We start from the raw sequence: 17374 nt of genomic DNA, 5'->3' as shown, positions 1-17374 counted from the left end.
TAAATCGCTGGCAGGAATCGACGTCTTTCATATCGTCGCAAAAAAGCCTCATGTCCCGGCGGATTCATTTGCCCGTCGATCCGGGGCAGGCCTAGCCGGAAGCAGGTCCCCAGAAACCGGGACACTTCCAGGGTCGCGCAGTTCTTTCTCGCTCTTACAGGAGAAGATCATGGCGCATCATGGATGGGTTGTCGAACTCGACCCCAAAGGCCTCACCCCCGACTCGCTCAAATCGCCGTTCGGCCGGCTGTTCGCCGCGCGCGATCATGAATATGACAGCCTCGGCATATCCTTCCTCGCCGGCGCGCTCGGGCCGATGCAGGAATCGAGCCTCGCGGGGCTGCCGGCGCCGTCGCCGGCCAAGCCGGCCAATCCCGCCGGCTTCACATTCCTCGGCCAGTTCGTCGATCACGACATGACCGAATTTCGCGTCGTCGGCGACGATCTCAAGCTCATCGAATCAAACCCGGTCATCGCCAAACGCCAGCGGGTGCTGGAGGATGTGCGGCGGCCCGAAGGCACGATTTCGGTAACCACCACCAATGGCCGCACCGGAAAGCTCGACCTCGATTCGGTCTATGGCCTGCTCGGCACCGCGCAGCCCGACCTGTTCGACGCGGGGGGCAATTTCCGCCTCCACAATGACGAGGACATCATGCGCGGCGCGGCGTTCAAGAACAGCCGCCTGATCGCCGACCCGCGCAACGACGAGAACAAGCTGATCGCGCAGATCCACATATTGTTCGAAAAGCTCCACAACACGATCCATGCGACCAAGTCGGGCGCTCCGTCCGAAATCGGTCCGTCGGGCCCCATTTTCCTAGAAACCAAGGCCCAGGTCGTCGCGGCGTATCAGCGCATCGTCCTGCACGATTATGTCCCGCGCATCGTCCGCGCCGAACAGATCGACGCCGTGCTGGAAAAGCTCGAAGAGGGCGAAACGCGCTATCAGGCGATGAACGCGCGCAATCGCCACCTGCTGCGCGAGCTCGGTCTCGACCAGCTCGACATCGACGCGACGGTCGCGGTGCCGGTCGAATTTTCGCACGCGGTGTTCCGCCTCGGCCATTCGCAGCTGCGCAACGGCTATCTGCTGCGCAGCGGCCAGCCCGGCGTGCCGCTGTTCGAGACCAACCTCGGCGGCAACGACCTGCGCGGCAACAAACCGCTCAATCCCGGCGGCGGCGGCACCAACTTCCTGGTCCAGTGGCGCCATTTCTTCAAACTTGTCTCCACCAACCCGCAACCGGGCAATGCGATCGACGGCAACCTGCCCAACTCGATCTTTCGCCTGCCGCCCCCCGCGATCGGCGAACCGCCGGTGTCGCTCGCCGAGCGCAATATCCGCCGCGGCGTCGATTTCGGCCTGCCCTCGGGCCAGATCGCGGCGGCAGAATTTTCGACCACCTACGGCTTCATCGATCCCACGCCGCTGTCGATCCTGTTCCCCGACCCGATCTTCCAGCCCAAGGCCGAGGTGCTCGAACGCGCCGCGAACCTGCAATGGGAAACCCCGCTCTGGTATTATATCCTGAAGGAAGCCGGGGCCTATACCGCGGGACCGCAGCTCGGGACGGTCGGCGGGCTGGTGGTCGCCGAAACGCTGATCGGGTCGATCGTCGAGGCGCGGCTGGCGCAGAAACGCCTCGAAGATCCGGTCGGGTTCAACGAGGAAGCCGAAACTGCGCGCATCGTCGGCGATATCCGCACCGAACGCAGCACGCTGAACCCCGACGGGCACGACATCGGCAGCGGGCCACTCAGCTTTTCGACCAACCCGTCGGATCATGCGAATATCTTCACCATGTCGCAGCTGATCCGCTACGTCGGCGCGAATTGACTGCAAGGGGCGCGGCGGGGGCGAGGCAGGGCTTCACGCCCCGCCGGCACGTCACGCGGCGGCCGGAGGCGGCAGCCGTTTCGGCGCCGCCTCTTCCGCCTCCATCGCGGCCAGGTTGGACTTGCTCGGCGGCATCAGCACCCCGCATTCCGGGCAGCGTGGGCACCCTGTCCGTTCCCGCTGGCGTTCGACCATCGCGATCCGCTTGAGCAGCACCGCATCGGTCTCTTCCTGCGTCGGCCAGGGCGCCTTGCCGCCCTGCTTGTCGAAATAGAGGCCCTGGAAAAACTCCTCGCGCGACAGGAGGCGGTGCCGCACCGCCTCGGACAGCACATAGGCTTCGGTCTCCTCGGGCGTCAGATGCAGATTCTGCCCGCCTTTCAGGTCGCCAACGTCGCCAAAAACACCCGCGTCCGCGCCGCTGTCTGCCCGTCCGACCGCACGCGCAGACCGGGCATGAAGGGATTTTCCTTTAGCCCCTCCCGCCCCCGATAAATCCCCTCCCGCTTGCGGGAGAGGGTACGAGACTTGCGGGCTCGCTGGCTAGTCGCAGCGGGAAGGGCCTGTTCACCCACGCCGCCCTTCTCCCCCGATTTCCTCCGCAAACCCCGCGCCACCTTGCGCCCCACAGCTCCATCTCCCGAATCACCTGAAATGAATCGGAACAATTTCGAACCTATTTGGATAATGTGGGAAAGATGAAATTTGACCGAAAAGTTTGATATAAAGAATTCTTTATATGATGATTGACAAGTGGCATGAAAAGAATATCCTCAAAGATGTCGAGGTTCTTCGCATCGCTTGCGTGGCGCGAAGCTAAGACGGGAAGCCGGTTCAAAGCCGGCGCTGCCCCCGCAACTGTGAGCGGTGAGCGGCGGTCGATACGTGTCACTGGTTCGGCAAGGAACCGGGAAGGCCAGACCGCCGCGTAGATCCGTGAGCCAGGAGACCTGCCTCGTCAGATAACGTCCTCCGGCGGGGTGTCCGGTCAGGCCGCATGCATGGCTGCGCCCGACCTTGCTTCGCGGGCGTGGAGTCCCGTGCGTTCGCGTCTGTCCGGCGCCTTGCCCATCGCAAGGTGCTTGAAACATGACTGTCAGCGTCGCCACCCTCGGCTTCCCCCGCATCGGCCTCCGCCGCGAACTAAAATTCGCGCTCGAAAATTACTGGGCGGGCAAATCCTCGCTCGCCGAATTGCAGACCGCCGCCACGGGCCTTCGTGCGGTGGGCTGGGCGCGGCAGAAGGCGCTCGGCGCCGACATCCTGCCCTCGAACGACTTCTCACTTTACGACCATGTTCTCGACACGAGCGCGCTGATCGGCGCGGTCCCGTCGCGCTATGACTGGAGCGGCGCGACCGTCGACCCCGACCTCTATTTCGCGATGGCGCGCGGCGCGCAGTCGCCCGCAGCGTGCGGCCATGTGCATGGCGGCGACACGACCGCGATGGAAATGACCAAATGGTTCGACACCAATTATCACTTCCTCGTCCCCGAACTCACCGCAGGTCAAACGTTTCGCATCGCATCGACCAAAATTTTCGATGAGTTCGAGGAGGCCAAAGCGCTAGGCTATGCGACGCGCCCCGTTCTTCTCGGCCCCGTCAGCTATCTGATGCTCGCCAAGGGTAAGGCGGTCGAGCCACTCGCGCTGCTGCCCCAGCTCCTCGAAACCTACACCGAAATCCTCGCCCGCCTCGCCGCGCTCGGCGCCGACTGGGTGCAGATCGACGAACCCTGCCTCGTGCTCGACCTGACCGGCAACCAGCGCACCGCCTTCGAACGCGCCTATGCCAGCCTCGCGACGCGCGGACCCAAGCTGATGCTCACCACCTACTTCGGCGGCCTCGGCGACAATCTCGATCTCGTCGCCGAACTTCCCGTTCACGGCCTCCACCTCGACCTCGTCCGCGCGCCCGATCAGCTCGAACCGATGCTCGCGAGACTCCAGCCGCACGTCCTCCTCTCCTTGGGCGTGATCGACGGCCGCAACATCTGGCGCGCCAACCTCCCCGACCTCTACTGGCGGTTCAAGGAGCTCGCGGGAAAGCGCGACCTTATTATCGCGCCCTCCTGCTCGCTCCTCCACGTCCCCGTCGATCTCGCGCTCGAAACTGCGCTCGACCCCGAAATCGCACAATGGCTGAGCTTTGCCGCGCAAAAGATCGAGGAACTCGCCGCACTCGCAAAAGCGCTCAACGAGGGTGAGGACGCAAGCTTCGCCGACTTCTCGGCCTCTCGCATCGCCGCCGTCGCGCGCCAGACCTCGCCAAAAATCCACGACGCACAGGTCGCCCAACGCCTCGCCGCGCTCGACGAAAGCGCCATCCACCGCGCCGCGCCCTTCGCCGCGCGCCGCGAAGCGCAGCAGAAGCGCCTGAACCTCCCCACCTACCCCACCACGACGATCGGCAGCTTCCCGCAGACCCCCGAAGTCCGCAAGGCCCGCGCCGCGCATATCAAGGGCGAGATCGACGATGCCGCCTATGACCGATATCTGAAGGTCGAAACGCGTGCCGCCGTCAAATGGCAGGAGGAGATCGGCCTCGACGTCCTCGTCCACGGCGAATTCGAGCGTAACGATATGGTGCAATATTTCGGCGAACAGCTCGCCGGCTTCGCCTTCACGCGTGGCGGCTGGGTGCAAAGCTATGGCTCGCGCTGTGTCCGCCCGCCGATCCTCTATGGCGACGTCTCGCGCCCCGCGCCGATGACCGTCGACTGGTGGAGCTTTGCACAGAAGCAGACCGACCGCCCGATGAAGGGCATGCTCACCGGCCCCGTCACCATCCTCAACTGGTCCTTCGTCCGCGATGATCAGCCGCGCGAAACGAGCTGCCGCCAGATCGCGCTAGCCATCCGAGACGAGGTACAGGATCTCGAAGCCGCCGGCGCCGCGATCATCCAGATCGATGAGGCGGCGCTGCGCGAAGGGTTGCCGCTTCGCCGATCCGAATGGCAGCATTATCTGGGTTGGGCGGTCGAAAGCTTCGGCATCGCATCGTCGGGCGTCCGCGATGCCACACAGATCCACACGCATATGTGCTATTCGGAATTCAACGACATCATCCGTGCGATCGGCGCGATGGACGCCGACGTCATCTCTATCGAAACCGCAAGGTCGCAGATGGAACTGCTCGACGCTTTTGCATCCTATGCCTATCCGAACGAGGTCGGCCCCGGCGTCTATGACATCCACAGCCCGCGCATCCCCGCAACAGGCGAGATGACCGACCTCCTCACCCTCGCCGGCAAGCATGTCCCGCCGCAGCAAATCTGGGTGAACCCCGACTGCGGGCTCAAGACGCGGAAATGGGACGAGGTGCGACCTGCGCTCATCGCGATGGTCGCGGCAGCGAAATCGATGCGCGCCCGCGAAAATGTGAAGGAGGCTTATCTTGCAAAATGAGGTCACGCAGTCCGATCATATGCCGGCGGGCCAGCCCGCCGTCCGCGTCACCGCCATGCCTGCAAACGCGAACGTCTATGGTGACATTTTCGGTGGGTGGCTGATGGCGCAGATGGACCTTGCCGCCTCGTCGGTCGCATCGCTCCATGCGCGCGGGCGGGCGGTGACGATCTCGGTGGAAGGCATGTCCTTCCACCGCCCCGTCTTCGTTGGCGACGAGGTCTCGGTCTTCGGCCGTCTCGTCAAGGTGGGCCGCACCTCGATGCACGTCGAGGTCGAAACCTGGGCGCGCGACCGCCATGCCGAGGAAGCGCACAAGGTCACGCAGGCGGTCTTCATCTTCGTCGCGGTCGGCCCCGACCGAAGGCCCCGCACGGTGAGGCCTTTGCCGGACTGAACATTGGACGCTCACAAAGGGGGTGAGGGAACATCATCTCCCCCACCCCCTTGCATTTCCTCACCCCCGGCGTAAGGCGGCGCGGACATAAACCTGCGCGTGCGACTCCGCTCGGCTCCGCTCTCCCGAACGGGCCTCGGCCGTCATTCCCCGCCGCGCCAACATGGGGACTGCAATCCTATGACCACCACGGGTAACGACACGCTGGGCACCCGTTCGACGCTGGACGTCGGCGGCAAGAGCTACGCTTATTATTCGCTCGACAAGGCGGCGGCCAAGCTGGGCGACGTCTCGCGCCTGCCGTTCAGCATGAAGGTGCTGCTCGAAAACCTGCTGCGCTTCGAGGACGGCGGTTTCACCGTGTCGACCGAGGACGTCCAGGCGCTCGTCGATTGGCAGAAGGACCCGCATTCGAACCGCGAGATCCAGTATCGCCCCGCGCGCGTGCTGCTGCAGGATTTCACCGGCGTTCCCTGCGTCGTCGATCTCGCCGCGATGCGCGATGCGATCGCCAAGCTTGGCGGCGACACGTCGAAGATCAACCCGCTCGTCCCCGTCCACCTCGTCATCGACCACTCGGTCATGGTCGACGAATTCGGCCACCCCAAGGCGTTCGAACAGAATGTCGAGATCGAATATTATCGCAACGGCGAACGCTATGACTTCCTGAAATGGGGGTCGAAAAGCCTCGACAATTTCAAGGCGGTCCCCCCGGGCACCGGCATCTGTCACCAGGTGAACCTCGAACATATCGCGCAGGCGGTGTGGTCGAGCGAAGACGCGTCGGGCGCGACGGTCGCTTATCCCGACACCTGCGTCGGCACCGACAGCCACACGACGATGATCAACGGGCTCGGCGTGCTCGGCTGGGGCGTCGGCGGGATCGAGGCCGAGGCCGCGATGCTCGGCCAGCCCGTATCGATGCTCATCCCCGAAGTCGTCGGGTTCAAGCTGACGGGCAAGCTCAAGGAAGGCGTCACCGCGACCGACCTCGTGCTCACCGCGACGCAGATGCTGCGCGCCAAGGGCGTCGTCGGGCGCTTCGTCGAATATTATGGCCCCGGCCTCGCGTCGCTGACGCTCGCCGACCGCGCGACGCTGGCGAACATGGCGCCCGAATATGGCGCGACCTGCGGTTTCTTCGGCATCGACGACAAGACGCTCGATTATATGCGCCTGACGGGCCGCAGCGAAGAGAATATCGCGCTGGTCGAAGCTTATGCAAAGGCGCAGGGGCTGTGGCTGTCGGCCGACATGCCCGACCCGGTGTTCACCGACACGCTCGAGCTCGACATGGGCAGCGTCGTCCCGTCGCTCGCGGGGCCGAAGCGGCCGCAGGACAAGGTCATCCTGACCGCGGTCGACGACGAGTTCAACGCCGACCTCAAGAAAATCTACAACAAGGACGGCGCCGCGCGCGTGCCCGTCGCGGGCAAGGATCATGACATCGGCGACGGCGACGTCGTCATCGCCGCGATCACCAGCTGCACCAACACGTCGAACCCCGGCGTCATGGTCGCCGCGGGCCTCGTCGCCAAAAAAGCAAACGAGCGCGGGCTGAAGCCGAAGCCGTGGGTGAAAACCTCGCTCGCGCCGGGGTCGCAGGTCGTGACCGACTATCTGGTCAAGGCGGGGCTTCAGGACCATCTCGACGCGGTCGGCTACAACCTCGTCGGCTATGGCTGCACCACCTGCATCGGCAATTCGGGGCCGCTCGCGGGGCCGATTTCGGAGGCGATCAACGGCAACAATATCGTCGCCGCCGCCGTCCTGTCGGGCAACCGCAATTTCGAAGGCCGCGTGTCGCCCGACGTGCGCGCCAACTATCTCGCCTCGCCGCCGCTCGTCGTCGCTTATGCGCTGAAGGGCACCGTGACCGAGGATTTCACCAGCACGCCGATCGGGCAGGACCCCGACGGCCAGGACGTGTTCCTCGCCGACATCTGGCCGACCAATCAGGAAGTCGCCGACGCGATCGCCGGCGCGGTCGACCGCGACATGTTCGAGGCGCGCTACGCCCATGTCTATCGCGGCGACGAGCATTGGCAGAAGATCGAGGTCGAGGGCAGCGACACCTATCAGTGGCGCGCGGGCAGCACCTATGTCGCGAACCCGCCCTACTTCGAAGGGATGACGATGACCCCCGCGCCGGTGTCGGACATCGTGAACGCCAAGCCGCTCGCGATCCTCGGCGACAGCATCACCACCGACCACATCAGCCCCGCGGGGTCGATCAAGGCGGACTCGCCGGCCGGAAAATGGCTTATGGAACATCAGGTTAGCAAGGCCGACTTCAACAGCTACGGCGCCCGCCGCGGCCACCACGACGTGATGATGCGCGGCACCTTCGCCAACATCCGCATCAAAAACGAAATGGTCCCCGGCATCGAAGGCGGCATGTCGCGCTATGGCGACGAGGTCATGCCGATCTACGACGCCGCGATGCGCCACAAGGCCGACGGCACCCCGCTGGTCGTGATCGCGGGCAAGGAATATGGCACCGGATCGTCGCGCGACTGGGCGGCGAAGGGCACGAACCTGCTCGGCGTCCGCGCCGTGATTGTCGAGAGTTTCGAGCGCATCCACCGCTCGAACCTCGTCGGCATGGGCGTGCTGCCGCTCCAGTTCCTGGAGGGCCAAAGCCGCGAGACGCTGGGGCTCACCGGCGACGACCAGTTCACGATCACCGGCGTCGCGGAGCTGAAACCGCGGCAGACGGTGACGGTCAACGTCACCCGCCCCGACGGGTCGACCTTCGCCTTCGATACGCTCTGCCGCATCGATACCGCGAATGAGGTCGAATATTATATGAACGGCGGCATCCTGCACTATGTGCTCCGCAAGCTCGCGGCCTGACGCCGCACACGGCTGATGATATGAGCGCCCGCCCCCTCACCGGGGCGGGCGTTTTCATTTGGAGAAGAGCCGCATGAACGCGGAGGTCATTGTCATCGAGGTTATTGGCTGGACCGCCGCCGCGATCATCCTCGCCGCCTATATTCTGCTGTCGCTCGGCAAGCTCGAAGCACGCGGCTATCTCTATCAGTGGATGAATGTGATCGGCGCCGGCGGCTTCATCGTCAATTCGGGCTACAACGGCGCTCTCCCCTCCGCCGTGCTCAACGTCGTCTGGGCCGCGATGGGCCTGTTCACGCTATGGAGCGTCTGGCGCGCGCGGCGATCGGCACGCGCCGCAATCCCCTGACGCGCCGCCCTGGCTGGCGCGGCAGGGCAGCGCCATGAGCAGATGTTTGCTAACATGCGCGATCGAAAGGAAGGTGCGTGGTGGGCGCTGACGGGCTCGAACCGCCGACCCTCTCGGTGTAAACGAGATGCTCTACCAACTGAGCTAAGCGCCCCCGAAGGGAGGAGCGCCCTGCCACAAGCCAGCGTTGCTGGCAAGCGCAACGCTATTCTTCGAGCGCTTCGAAATAGCGGGCCAGCGCATCATATGCGCCCTCGGCGAGGGCGATGAAAATACGCCGTCCGTCGTGCGGGTCGGCTTCGCGCATGAACAAGCCGGCGTCGGTCATCGTCTTGATCCAGCGCAACGCCGTCGTTGCCGGCACCGCTGCCGCGATGCACAGGCTCGATACCGACACCGGCTGGCGCTCGAGTCGCGCCGCATAAAGGTCGAGCAACATATCCCATGCCGGGTCGGCAAACAGATCGGCCGGGAAATATTGCTCGCGCATCCGGCGCTGGCGCAGCATCCGGCGCACCGCCTTGGCCCGCTGCCGGTCAAGCGCACGCTCTTCGGGAAAGAAGCTGCGTGGCATCGCCGTGAAATCGCGCGCCGGGGCACGGACCTGTCCCGCGTGACCGGCCGAATCGTCGTCGCGTGACGCATAATCGGTGGGGCCCCCGGGAAGCCCGCCCCGCTGCCCCGCGAGATCGCCGAGCAGGCGTGAGATGCGCGAGACTTCCTCTTGCAGCCGGTCGATCCGTTCCATCGCGTCGTCACGCGCGATATCGTGGAGCACTGCATGCCGGTTCCGCCGCGCCGCCGCGAGCGCGACGAGCTTGTCCGCCGGGTCAGCATCAACCAGCAATTGGGTCGCACAGGATGCAGGTATCGCCGCGACGACCCGATCGAGACCCGAAAGCGAGGTTTCGCAAACCAGATTGCATTCCCGTTCGTCCGCCGCGGCGCAGATATCGGCCAGCATGTCGCCCTCGATCGCGTCCGCCGCCGCCAGCCATATGATATCGAGCGTATCGGACTGTCGGATATGATTCGCCGCGTCCGGCGCCGCGAGCGTCGCTGCAACGCGTATGTCGGGGAGGAGGGTCATATCCGGCAAGTCCGGCCGGATGCCGACGAACAGCAGCGGCGATGCAACGCCGCCTCGGGCCACATCGGCGCCTCGGGGACCTACCCAGACCTCGCCCGGGTAAAAGCCGCCTTCGAGCTGCGCTACCATATCAAAGTCGATTTGCGTCCGCTGGTCCATCATGCTGCGTCCCCCGTTCCCATCGCTCCACCTTGGCGTAACTATGTCGTCATTCCGGCCCTATTCACCTTTTGTTCGTTCCTGTTTGCCGCCAATCCGGACCCAAGTGCGTGACCTGCTTGGGTCGGCAGCATGCCGGCCGGAACGATATAGTCCATTTTGGACATGGTTTGTTCTCGTCGTCAACATTTTATTCGGACTTGCCAATCCGCTCGACCCGGGCGCACTCGGTCACCATGATCCGCGGTCGGTCTTACCTCACTCGCCTGCGCTGGCGACGGCGCTTGCGATCGCTCGCCGCTTTGTTGCTGCTCGCGGCTTTCGCGCTGGCCGCGTGGGCGTGGTTCCCGGCGCCCGCTGCGACCGTCCCGCTCGTCCACGTCATCGATGGTGACAGCCTGACCGTGCGGCACGAGGGGGCCCTGCTGACCATCCGGCTGACGAATATCGACGCTGCCGAATATCGGCAGGATTGCAGGCGCGCCGACGCGAGCCGCTGGCCATGCGGGCGCGAAGCGCGCGCTATGCTGGAAAAGCTCGCAGGCGGCGGCCCACTCCATTGCGAAGTCGCAGCGAAAGATCGCTACGGCCGGACGCTCGCCGCCTGCCGGTCCCGCCCCTTCCCCGACGGCGTCGACCTCGGCGCCGAGATGGTGCGGCTCGGCGGCGCGATCGCGACCGATGACGCCTATATGGTCGAAGAGTCCCAGGCGCAGGCGAAGCGGCGCGGGATATGGCAAGGCGAATTCGTGCGGCCTGCCGACTGGCGCGCGGCGCATCAACGGCCGTCCACCGCGCTGGCCCGACCCGACGCTTAGCGTCAGGCCGCCCGCCGCGACGCACCCGCTATGCCTCGTCGCAGTTTCCGGCTAGGGCGAACCATATGAACAGCCTGTTTCCCGTCATGATCGGCGGCGCGATCGGCGCCGGCGCTCGCCACTTGGTCGGGCAGGCGATGCTTGCGCGGCTCGGCCCCGGCTTCCCGTGGTGGACGCTATCGATCAACATTGCTGGCGGTCTCTTGATGGGGCTGCTGATCGGCGCACTCGCGCGGAGCAGCGATGGCGGCGAAACCGCGCGCCTTTTTATCGGCGTCGGGATCCTCGGCGGCTTCACCACCTTTTCCTCTTTCAGCATGGAATTCTGGATGCTTTTCGAACGCGGTCAAAACGCTCAGGCGGCCGCCTATGTCCTCGCCTCGGTGATCGGCGCGATCGCTGCCTGCGGGCTCGGCCTGTTCATCATGCGCCAGGTGCCAGGATGAGCGAGCCCAAGCTCGACGGCGCGACCATCGCCGAGGAAGACGACGGCATCCGCCTCGACCGCTGGTTCAAGCGCCATCGGCCGGGCACGCCGCACGCGCTGCTCGCACGCTGGGCGCGCTCGGGGCAGCTGACGCTCGACGGCAAGAAGGCCGATGTGTCGGACCGGATCGCGGCGGGGCAAAGGCTCGTGATGCCGGTGCCACCGGTGGAGGCCGAGGCGCGCCCAGCGCGCAAGGGCCGCCCGCTGACCGACGCCGACGTCGAACTCGCCGAATCGATGCTGATCCACCGTGATGCCAGCGCGATCGTGCTCAACAAGCTGCCCGGCCTGGCGACGCAGGGCGGGACCAAGACCGAGCATCATGTCGACGGGTTGCTCGATGCGCTGAAATTTGACGCGCCGGTGCGGCCCAAGCTGGTCCACCGGCTCGACAAGGATACGTCGGGCGCGCTGCTGGTGGCACGCACGCCGCGCGCCGCGGCCTATTTCGCCAAGAGCTTTTCGAACCGCAGCGCAAAAAAGACCTATTGGGCGATCGTCGTCGGCGTGCCCGACATCGCGCAAGGCGAGATCGACCTTCCGCTCGCCAAGCAGCCGGGGTCGGGCGGCGAAAAGATGCACGTCCACGACAGCGGCCTTGCCTCGAAGACGCGCTATCGCGTGATCGAGCGCGCGGGCAACAGTGCGGCGTGGGTCGAGCTCCAGCCGCTGACCGGGCGCACGCACCAGCTGCGCGTTCATATGGCGGCGATCGGCCATCCGATCGTCGGCGACGGCAAATATGGCGGCAAGGGCGCGTTCCTGACCGGAACGATCAGCCGCAAGATGCACCTGCACAGCCGGCGCCTGCGGATCGACCATCCCGACGGCGGCGCGATCGACGTGCAAGCCGAAGTGCCCGAACATTTCGCCGCGAGCCTCGACGCGCTCGGCTTCGACCTGTTGCTCGGCGAGGTCGGGATCGACCCGGCCGAAAAAGGCCCGCCGCCCAAAGCGGCGCTGAAGGCGCAAGCAAAAGCGCACAGCAAGCAGATCCGCAAGGCACGGCGCGGCGAAAGGCGCGGACGCACCGCCGACAGCAAGCCGACCGATTTCGTCGGCAAGCCGAAGCCCAAGGCGAAAGCGAAACCGGGCAAACCCGGCAAGCCGGCGACGGGGAAACCCGCGGGCAAAAGGCCAAGCGCGAAGAAGCATTCGGCGCGCCCACCCAAGGCGGGCTGATGCATCCAAACAGCGCCTTTCGCCCCAAAGAGGACGGCCTCGCCGAACTGCTGGTGCGCGAGATCGGCTTTGCCGCGATCTTTGCGGGCACCCCCGACGGACCGCGCGTTGCGCACGCCCCGGTGGTGTTGAGCGGAGACGGCACGACGCTGCAGTTCCACGTCGCGCGCGGCAATGCGCTGACGCGGCACCTCGACGGTACGACCGCGCTCGCCGTCGTGCAGGGCCCCGACGCCTATGTCAGCGCGAGCTGGTATGCCGACACCGATCAGGTTCCGACATGGAATTATGTCGCGATCGAGATGGAAGGCGTCGCGCATCGGCTGGACGATGCCGCGCTGGTCGCGCAGCTTGATACCCTGTCGGCCAACCACGAGGCGCGCGTCGGCGCCAACCCGCCCTGGACACGCGACAAGATGAATCCGGCGCTGTTCGGAAAGATGACCGGCGCGATTATTGGTTTCGAAATGCGGATCAGCGCGTGGCGCCCGACGATCAAGCTGTCGCAGAACAAGTCCGCCGACGAGCGCGAGCGGGTGATTGCGGGCATGGAGGCGACCGGCCATGGCGCGCTCGCGCAGTTGATGCGCCACCTTGGCGGCGATAGGGAGGGTTCATGACACCCGCCGACGACGCGCTCGCCAAGAAACGCTTTTTCGCCATCACGGCGATGCGGCTGATGGGCGCGGTTTTTGTGATGATCGGTTTCATTCTGATCGGCGGCGGCTTTGCGCTCGCGGGCCAGCCGACCGACCGCTGGATCGGGGTGGCGATCGTGCTGATCGGGGCGTTCGATTTCGCGGTGATGCCGCTGCTGCTCGCGCGCCGCTGGCGCTCGCCCAAAAGCTCGTGAAACGCTTCTGGAAAGAGGTTGCCGTTGTCCCGGAGGGCAACGGTTGGGGCATCGCGCTCGACGCGCGGCCGATGCGCACGCCGCAGCGCGCGCCGCTGGCGGCGGCGAGCATCGCGCTTGCGGAAGCGATCGCGGCCGAATGGCGCGAGGTCGGCGAGACGATCGATCCCGCGGCGATGCCGATGACCGGGCTCGCCAACGCCGCGATCGACCTTGCCGCGCCCGACGTGTCGGCCTTTGCAGCGCCGGTCGCGGCCTATGCGGCGAGCGACCTTCTTTGTTACCGCGACGCGCGCGACGCTGCGTTACAGGCGGAGCAGGCGGCGGCGTGGAATCCGCTCCTCGCCTGGGCCGAGGAACGCTATAGGATCGAATTCGCGCTGGCGCAGGGGGTGCTGCCGGTCGACCAGCCCGAGGCAACGGTCGCCGCGCTGCACGACGCGGTGCGGGCGCTGGACGCTTGGCAAATCACCGCGCTGACGCCGGTGGTGACGATCGGCGGATCGCTCGTCGCGGGCCTCGCGCTCGTCGAGGCGGCCTTCGATGCCGGGATGCTGTGGGAAGCGGTCAGCCTCGACGAACTCTATCAGGAACGCCGCTGGGGCGCCGACAGCGAAGCGCAGAAAGCACGCGCGGCGAACAAGCGCGATTGGGACAATGCGGTGCGTTTTTTGGGGCTGCTCTAATCGACGAAATTGGGTTTGCGCTTCTGCATCCCCGCCATCACCGCCTCCATCTGGTTAGGCGTGCGGATCACCTTGACCTGCTCGTCGCTTTCGGCCTGCAAGATTTCGGCGTCGCTCGCATGGCCGAGCATGTTGCACAGCCGCTTGGCGCCGCGGATCGCGTGCGGATTCTTGTCGGCGATCACCTCCGCGAGCGCCATCGCCTTGGCCAGCGGATCGTCCGACACATGCGTCGCAAAGCCGAGCAGCTTGGCTTCGGACCCAGTAAACTCGCGGTTGGTATAGATCAGCTCGCGCAGCACATCGTCGGCGACCTGCGTGCGCCACAGCGCCATGCCCGCGACATCGGGGACGAGGCCCCAGCGCATTTCCATGATCGCGATGCGCGTGTCGGGGTGGACGATGCGGATGTCGGCGGCGGCCATGATCTGGCTACCTGCTCCAAAGGCGACGCCGTGCACCGCCGCGATCACCGGCACCCGCAGTTCGCGCCAGCCCCACGCGGCATATTGGGCGTTGTTGGCGATGCCGCGCGTGCGGTCGGCGAGCGTCCCGCCCGCGCTGCTCGCCCCCGGATCGCGATCATTGCTGAGGCTGGAAAGATCGAGCCCCGCGCAGAAGGCACGTCCTTCCCCCGACAGCACGACGACGCGCAGGCCCGCGGTGGCCTTCAATTGATCGATCGCTTGCGCCAGCGCCTCCCACATTGCGGTGTCGAGTGCATTCATCTTGTCGGCGCGGATCAGCCGGACGTCGGCGATCCCGCCCTCCAGCATGGTGATCGAAATACGGTCCTTCATGGGAGAGTCCTTGTTCAGCGTTTCAACGCGGCTTCGACGAGCGGAAGCTGGTCGTTGCCGAAATACATGTCTTCGCGATCGACGAAGATCGTCGGCGAACCATAGCCGCCGCGCGCGATGAGTTCGTCGGTGTTGGCGCGCAGCCGCGCCTTGACCGGATCGCTGCCCGCCGCCGCTGCAAGCGCGGCGCCATCGAGTCCCTCGGCATCGGCGATCGCCGCGAGTACCGCGGGGTCGTCGAGATTTTCCTGCCGGTCGAAATAGCTTGCGAAGGCGCCGCGCGCAAAGCGGACGAGCGCCGCCTGATCCTCCTCGAGCGCGCAGCAGAAGCGCATCGCGGCGATGCTTTTCGCGGGATGCCATTGCGACGGGAAATTCATTGGCACATTCGCGAGCCGCGCCCAGTCCTTCAGTATCTTCCAGCTATGCTGAAGCCGCCGGTTGTCGGCCTGCTCGCGTGCTGCATAGACGGCGGGGTTCACCGCGTTGAACACCCCGCCGACGAGGATCGGCCGGTACACGGCGGTCGCGCCGGTGCGTTCGAGAACGCCCGGCAGGTTATGGAAGGCGAGGCAGGTCCAAGGTGAGGAAAGATCGAAGAAGAATTCGACGCGCGCGGTCATGGTCAGGCCTCCGCCTTTGCCTTTTCCCAATATTGGTCGCGGAGCAGGCGCTTGTAGAGCTTGCCCGTGTCGTGGCGCGGCAAGGCTTCGAGGAAATCGATGCGGCGCGGGATCTTCACCCCCGACAATTTCTCGCGCGCATAGGCGATCAGTTCGTCACGCAGCGCGTCGTCCGCATCGGCCATGTCGGCGGGCTGGACCACCGCGATGACCTCCTCGCCCATCTCGTCATGCGGTCCGCCGACGACCGCGACATCGGCGACCTTGGGATGCGTGACGAGATGGTTCTCGATTTCCTGCGGATAGATGTTCACCCCGCCCGAAATGATCATGAAGCTCTTGCGGTCGGTGAGGTAGAGGAAGCCCTCCTCGTCGAGCTTGCCGACATCACCCAGCGTCGACCAGCCCTTCGAATTGCGGCTCGACGCGGTCTTTTCGTCGTCGCCATGATATTCGAAGACATTTTCGCTTTCGAAGAAGACCGTGCCTTCTTCGTTCGGCCCAAGCTCGGTCTCATTGTCCTCGCCCATGATATGCACGGTGCCCAGGATCGGGCGCCCGACGCTGCCCCGGTGGGTCAGCCAGTCGGCGCTGGAGATGAAGGTCATGCCATTGCCCTCGGACCCGGCATAATATTCGAACAATACCGGCCCCCACCAGTCGATCATCGCCTGCTTGACCGGCACCGGGCACGGCGCCGCGGCGTGGATCGCAACCTTCAATGACGAAGTGTCGTAGCGGGTCCGCACATCGTCGGGCAATTTCAGCATCCGCACAAAATGCGTCGGCACCCACTGGCTCGAGTTCACGCGATATTTTTCGATATGCGCCAGCGCCGCTTCGGCATCAAATTTCTTCATCAGGACGACGGTGCCGCCAAGCCGGTGGATCGTCATCGACCAGCGCAACGGCGCAGCGTGATAGAGCGGCGCAGGCGACAGGTAAATGCTGTCAGAATTGATCTGGAACACCGCGGACGCGAGCATGACAAGGCTGTTCATTGCGTCGATTGCCGGATCCTCGGGCAGCGGCACGCGCACCCCTTTGGGCCGCCCCGTCGTCCCCGACGAATAGAGCATATCGACCCCGGCGCGCTCGTCGGCGACGGGCGTCGCGGGCATCGCGGCGACCGCATCCTCCCAGCTTTCATGGCCCGCGATAGCGCCGCCCGTTGCGAAACGCTTGATCCCCGTTTGAAGCTGCTGCGCCGCGCTCGCGAGACTGGCCGAAACGACCAGAATCTGCGCGCCCGAATTTTCGAGGATATAGTCGGTCTCGTCCTGCGTCAGCCGCGACGAAATACAGACATAACGCAGCCCTGCCCGCTGCGCACCCCAGGTAAGGCCGTAATAATGCGGCGTGTTGTCGAGCATGAAGGCGACGACATCCTCATGCCCCAGACCGTACGCGCGGAAGAGCTGCGCGGCGCGGTTCGACGCGGCGTCGAGTTCGCCATAGCTGATTTCTTCGCCCGTCTCGGCGACGATGATCGCGGCTTTGTCGGGATTGGCGCGGGCGTGGACTGAGGGGTGCATCGGGCATCATCTCCGGGAATCGTTGCTTTCTTTATGCCGAAGATGAGTAGCAACCTGAAACTTTTGGTCAAGCAAGCTGCAGTGCACGACATCATGCGCAAAAATGCGCACGGGATCGGTGTAGCAAGATCGGAGGGATAACCGGCATCGGCCGGAGGCGTCCGTCGCCCCTTATCCTACTTCGTCATTTCCTTCACATCATCCCCGGCGTATTTTTCCTTGGCCCCAGATAACCGAAGAGGAAAGCTGCGACTTTTCGCATTTGGATTTCCTCGGCGCCTTCGGTGATGC

At 65.1% G+C, this 17374-nt stretch carries 16 protein-coding genes, 1 tRNA gene and 1 riboswitch; of the genes, 11 read left to right on the top strand and 6 right to left on the bottom strand.

The window, feature by feature from the left end; translation table 11 throughout:
• Positions 1–169 precede the first annotated feature (169 nt).
• Complete coding sequence (locus ATE71_RS08925) at positions 170–1840, top strand: peroxidase family protein (RefSeq protein ID WP_058803158.1); 1671 nt, start codon at positions 170–172, stop codon at positions 1838–1840.
• 51 nt (positions 1841–1891) lie between these two features.
• Here the strand turns inward: ATE71_RS08925 and ATE71_RS08920 are convergent, their stop codons facing one another.
• The gene (locus tag ATE71_RS08920; protein WP_058803157.1) at positions 1892–2173 is read right to left on the bottom strand and encodes a hypothetical protein; all 282 of its coding nucleotides are present in this window, start codon (positions 2171–2173) and stop codon (positions 1892–1894) included.
• Between the two features lie 435 nt (positions 2174–2608).
• A riboswitch (cobalamin riboswitch) is annotated at positions 2609–2813 on the top strand.
• Positions 2814–2929: 116 nt separating this feature from the next.
• Between ATE71_RS08920 and metE the strand changes: the two genes are divergently transcribed.
• The 4 genes from metE (at position 2930) to ATE71_RS08895 (ending at position 8850) form a co-directional block, all read left to right on the top strand.
• Positions 2930–5248 carry a 5-methyltetrahydropteroyltriglutamate--homocysteine S-methyltransferase gene (gene metE, locus ATE71_RS08910; protein ID WP_058803155.1) on the top strand — a complete coding sequence of 773 codons (2319 nt, stop codon included), beginning with the start codon at positions 2930–2932 and terminating at the stop codon, positions 5246–5248.
• Between the two features lie 19 nt (positions 5249–5267).
• Positions 5268–5645: an acyl-CoA thioesterase gene (locus ATE71_RS08905; protein WP_058803154.1), complete on the top strand. Its 378-nt coding sequence runs from the start codon at positions 5268–5270 to the stop codon at positions 5643–5645.
• A gap of 180 nt (positions 5646–5825) precedes the next feature.
• Positions 5826–8501: an aconitate hydratase AcnA gene (gene acnA / locus ATE71_RS08900; RefSeq protein WP_058803153.1), complete on the top strand. Its 2676-nt coding sequence runs from the start codon at positions 5826–5828 to the stop codon at positions 8499–8501.
• A gap of 73 nt (positions 8502–8574) precedes the next feature.
• Positions 8575–8850, top strand: a complete 276-nt coding sequence (locus ATE71_RS08895) for a CBU_0592 family membrane protein (RefSeq protein ID WP_058803152.1) — start codon at positions 8575–8577, stop codon at positions 8848–8850.
• A gap of 78 nt (positions 8851–8928) precedes the next feature.
• On the opposite strand, the gene ATE71_RS08890 is transcribed toward ATE71_RS08895, so the two are convergent.
• Together ATE71_RS08890 and ATE71_RS08885 are read right to left on the bottom strand one after the other, a co-directional pair.
• Positions 8929–9004 (bottom strand) — tRNA-Val (locus tag ATE71_RS08890).
• A 51-nt stretch (positions 9005–9055) separates the two neighbouring features.
• Complete coding sequence (locus ATE71_RS08885) at positions 9056–10102, bottom strand: winged helix DNA-binding protein (protein WP_201022937.1); 1047 nt, start codon at positions 10100–10102, stop codon at positions 9056–9058.
• 233 nt (positions 10103–10335) lie between these two features.
• Between ATE71_RS08885 and ATE71_RS08880 the strand changes: the two genes are divergently transcribed.
• The 6 genes from ATE71_RS08880 (at position 10336) to ATE71_RS08855 (ending at position 14125) form a co-directional block, all read left to right on the top strand.
• Positions 10336–10917, top strand: a complete 582-nt coding sequence (locus ATE71_RS08880; RefSeq protein WP_058803151.1) for a thermonuclease family protein — start codon at positions 10336–10338, stop codon at positions 10915–10917.
• A gap of 65 nt (positions 10918–10982) precedes the next feature.
• Entirely contained in the window at positions 10983–11363 is a 381-nt protein-coding gene (gene crcB, locus ATE71_RS08875; protein ID WP_058803150.1) for a fluoride efflux transporter CrcB, read from the top strand.
• Positions 11360–12586: an RluA family pseudouridine synthase gene (locus ATE71_RS08870; RefSeq protein WP_058803149.1), complete on the top strand. Its 1227-nt coding sequence runs from the start codon at positions 11360–11362 to the stop codon at positions 12584–12586. Before crcB ends, ATE71_RS08870 begins: the two co-directional genes overlap by 4 nt.
• Complete coding sequence (locus ATE71_RS08865; protein ID WP_058803148.1) at positions 12586–13206, top strand: FMN-binding negative transcriptional regulator; 621 nt, start codon at positions 12586–12588, stop codon at positions 13204–13206. Before ATE71_RS08870 ends, ATE71_RS08865 begins: the two co-directional genes overlap by 1 nt.
• Complete coding sequence (locus tag ATE71_RS08860; protein ID WP_058803147.1) at positions 13203–13439, top strand: hypothetical protein; 237 nt, start codon at positions 13203–13205, stop codon at positions 13437–13439. Before ATE71_RS08865 ends, ATE71_RS08860 begins: the two co-directional genes overlap by 4 nt.
• Positions 13436–14125, top strand: a complete 690-nt coding sequence (locus ATE71_RS08855; protein WP_058803146.1) for an ATP12 family protein — start codon at positions 13436–13438, stop codon at positions 14123–14125. Before ATE71_RS08860 ends, ATE71_RS08855 begins: the two co-directional genes overlap by 4 nt.
• Here the strand turns inward: ATE71_RS08855 and ATE71_RS08850 are convergent.
• From ATE71_RS08850 to ATE71_RS08840, 3 genes are read right to left on the bottom strand one after another with little or no spacing between them, the layout of a single operon-like run.
• On the bottom strand, positions 14122–14925 hold the full coding sequence (locus ATE71_RS08850; RefSeq protein ID WP_058803145.1) for a crotonase/enoyl-CoA hydratase family protein: 804 nt from the start codon (positions 14923–14925) through the stop codon (positions 14122–14124). The two genes, ATE71_RS08855 and ATE71_RS08850, sit on opposite strands and share 4 nt — an antisense overlap.
• A 14-nt stretch (positions 14926–14939) precedes the next feature.
• Positions 14940–15548: a 2-hydroxychromene-2-carboxylate isomerase gene (locus ATE71_RS08845; protein WP_058803144.1), complete on the bottom strand. Its 609-nt coding sequence runs from the start codon at positions 15546–15548 to the stop codon at positions 14940–14942.
• 2 nt (positions 15549–15550) lie between these two features.
• Positions 15551–17083: an acyl-CoA synthetase gene (locus ATE71_RS08840; RefSeq protein ID WP_058803143.1), complete on the bottom strand. Its 1533-nt coding sequence runs from the start codon at positions 17081–17083 to the stop codon at positions 15551–15553.
• Positions 17084–17374 lie beyond the last annotated feature (291 nt).

This window comes from Sphingopyxis sp. H115 (assembly GCF_001468465.1).
Classification (GTDB): Bacteria; Pseudomonadota; Alphaproteobacteria; order Sphingomonadales; family Sphingomonadaceae; genus Sphingopyxis.
The sequence above is the reverse complement of the archived record's forward strand: the minus strand, read 5'-3'. Positions and strand labels throughout refer to the sequence as shown.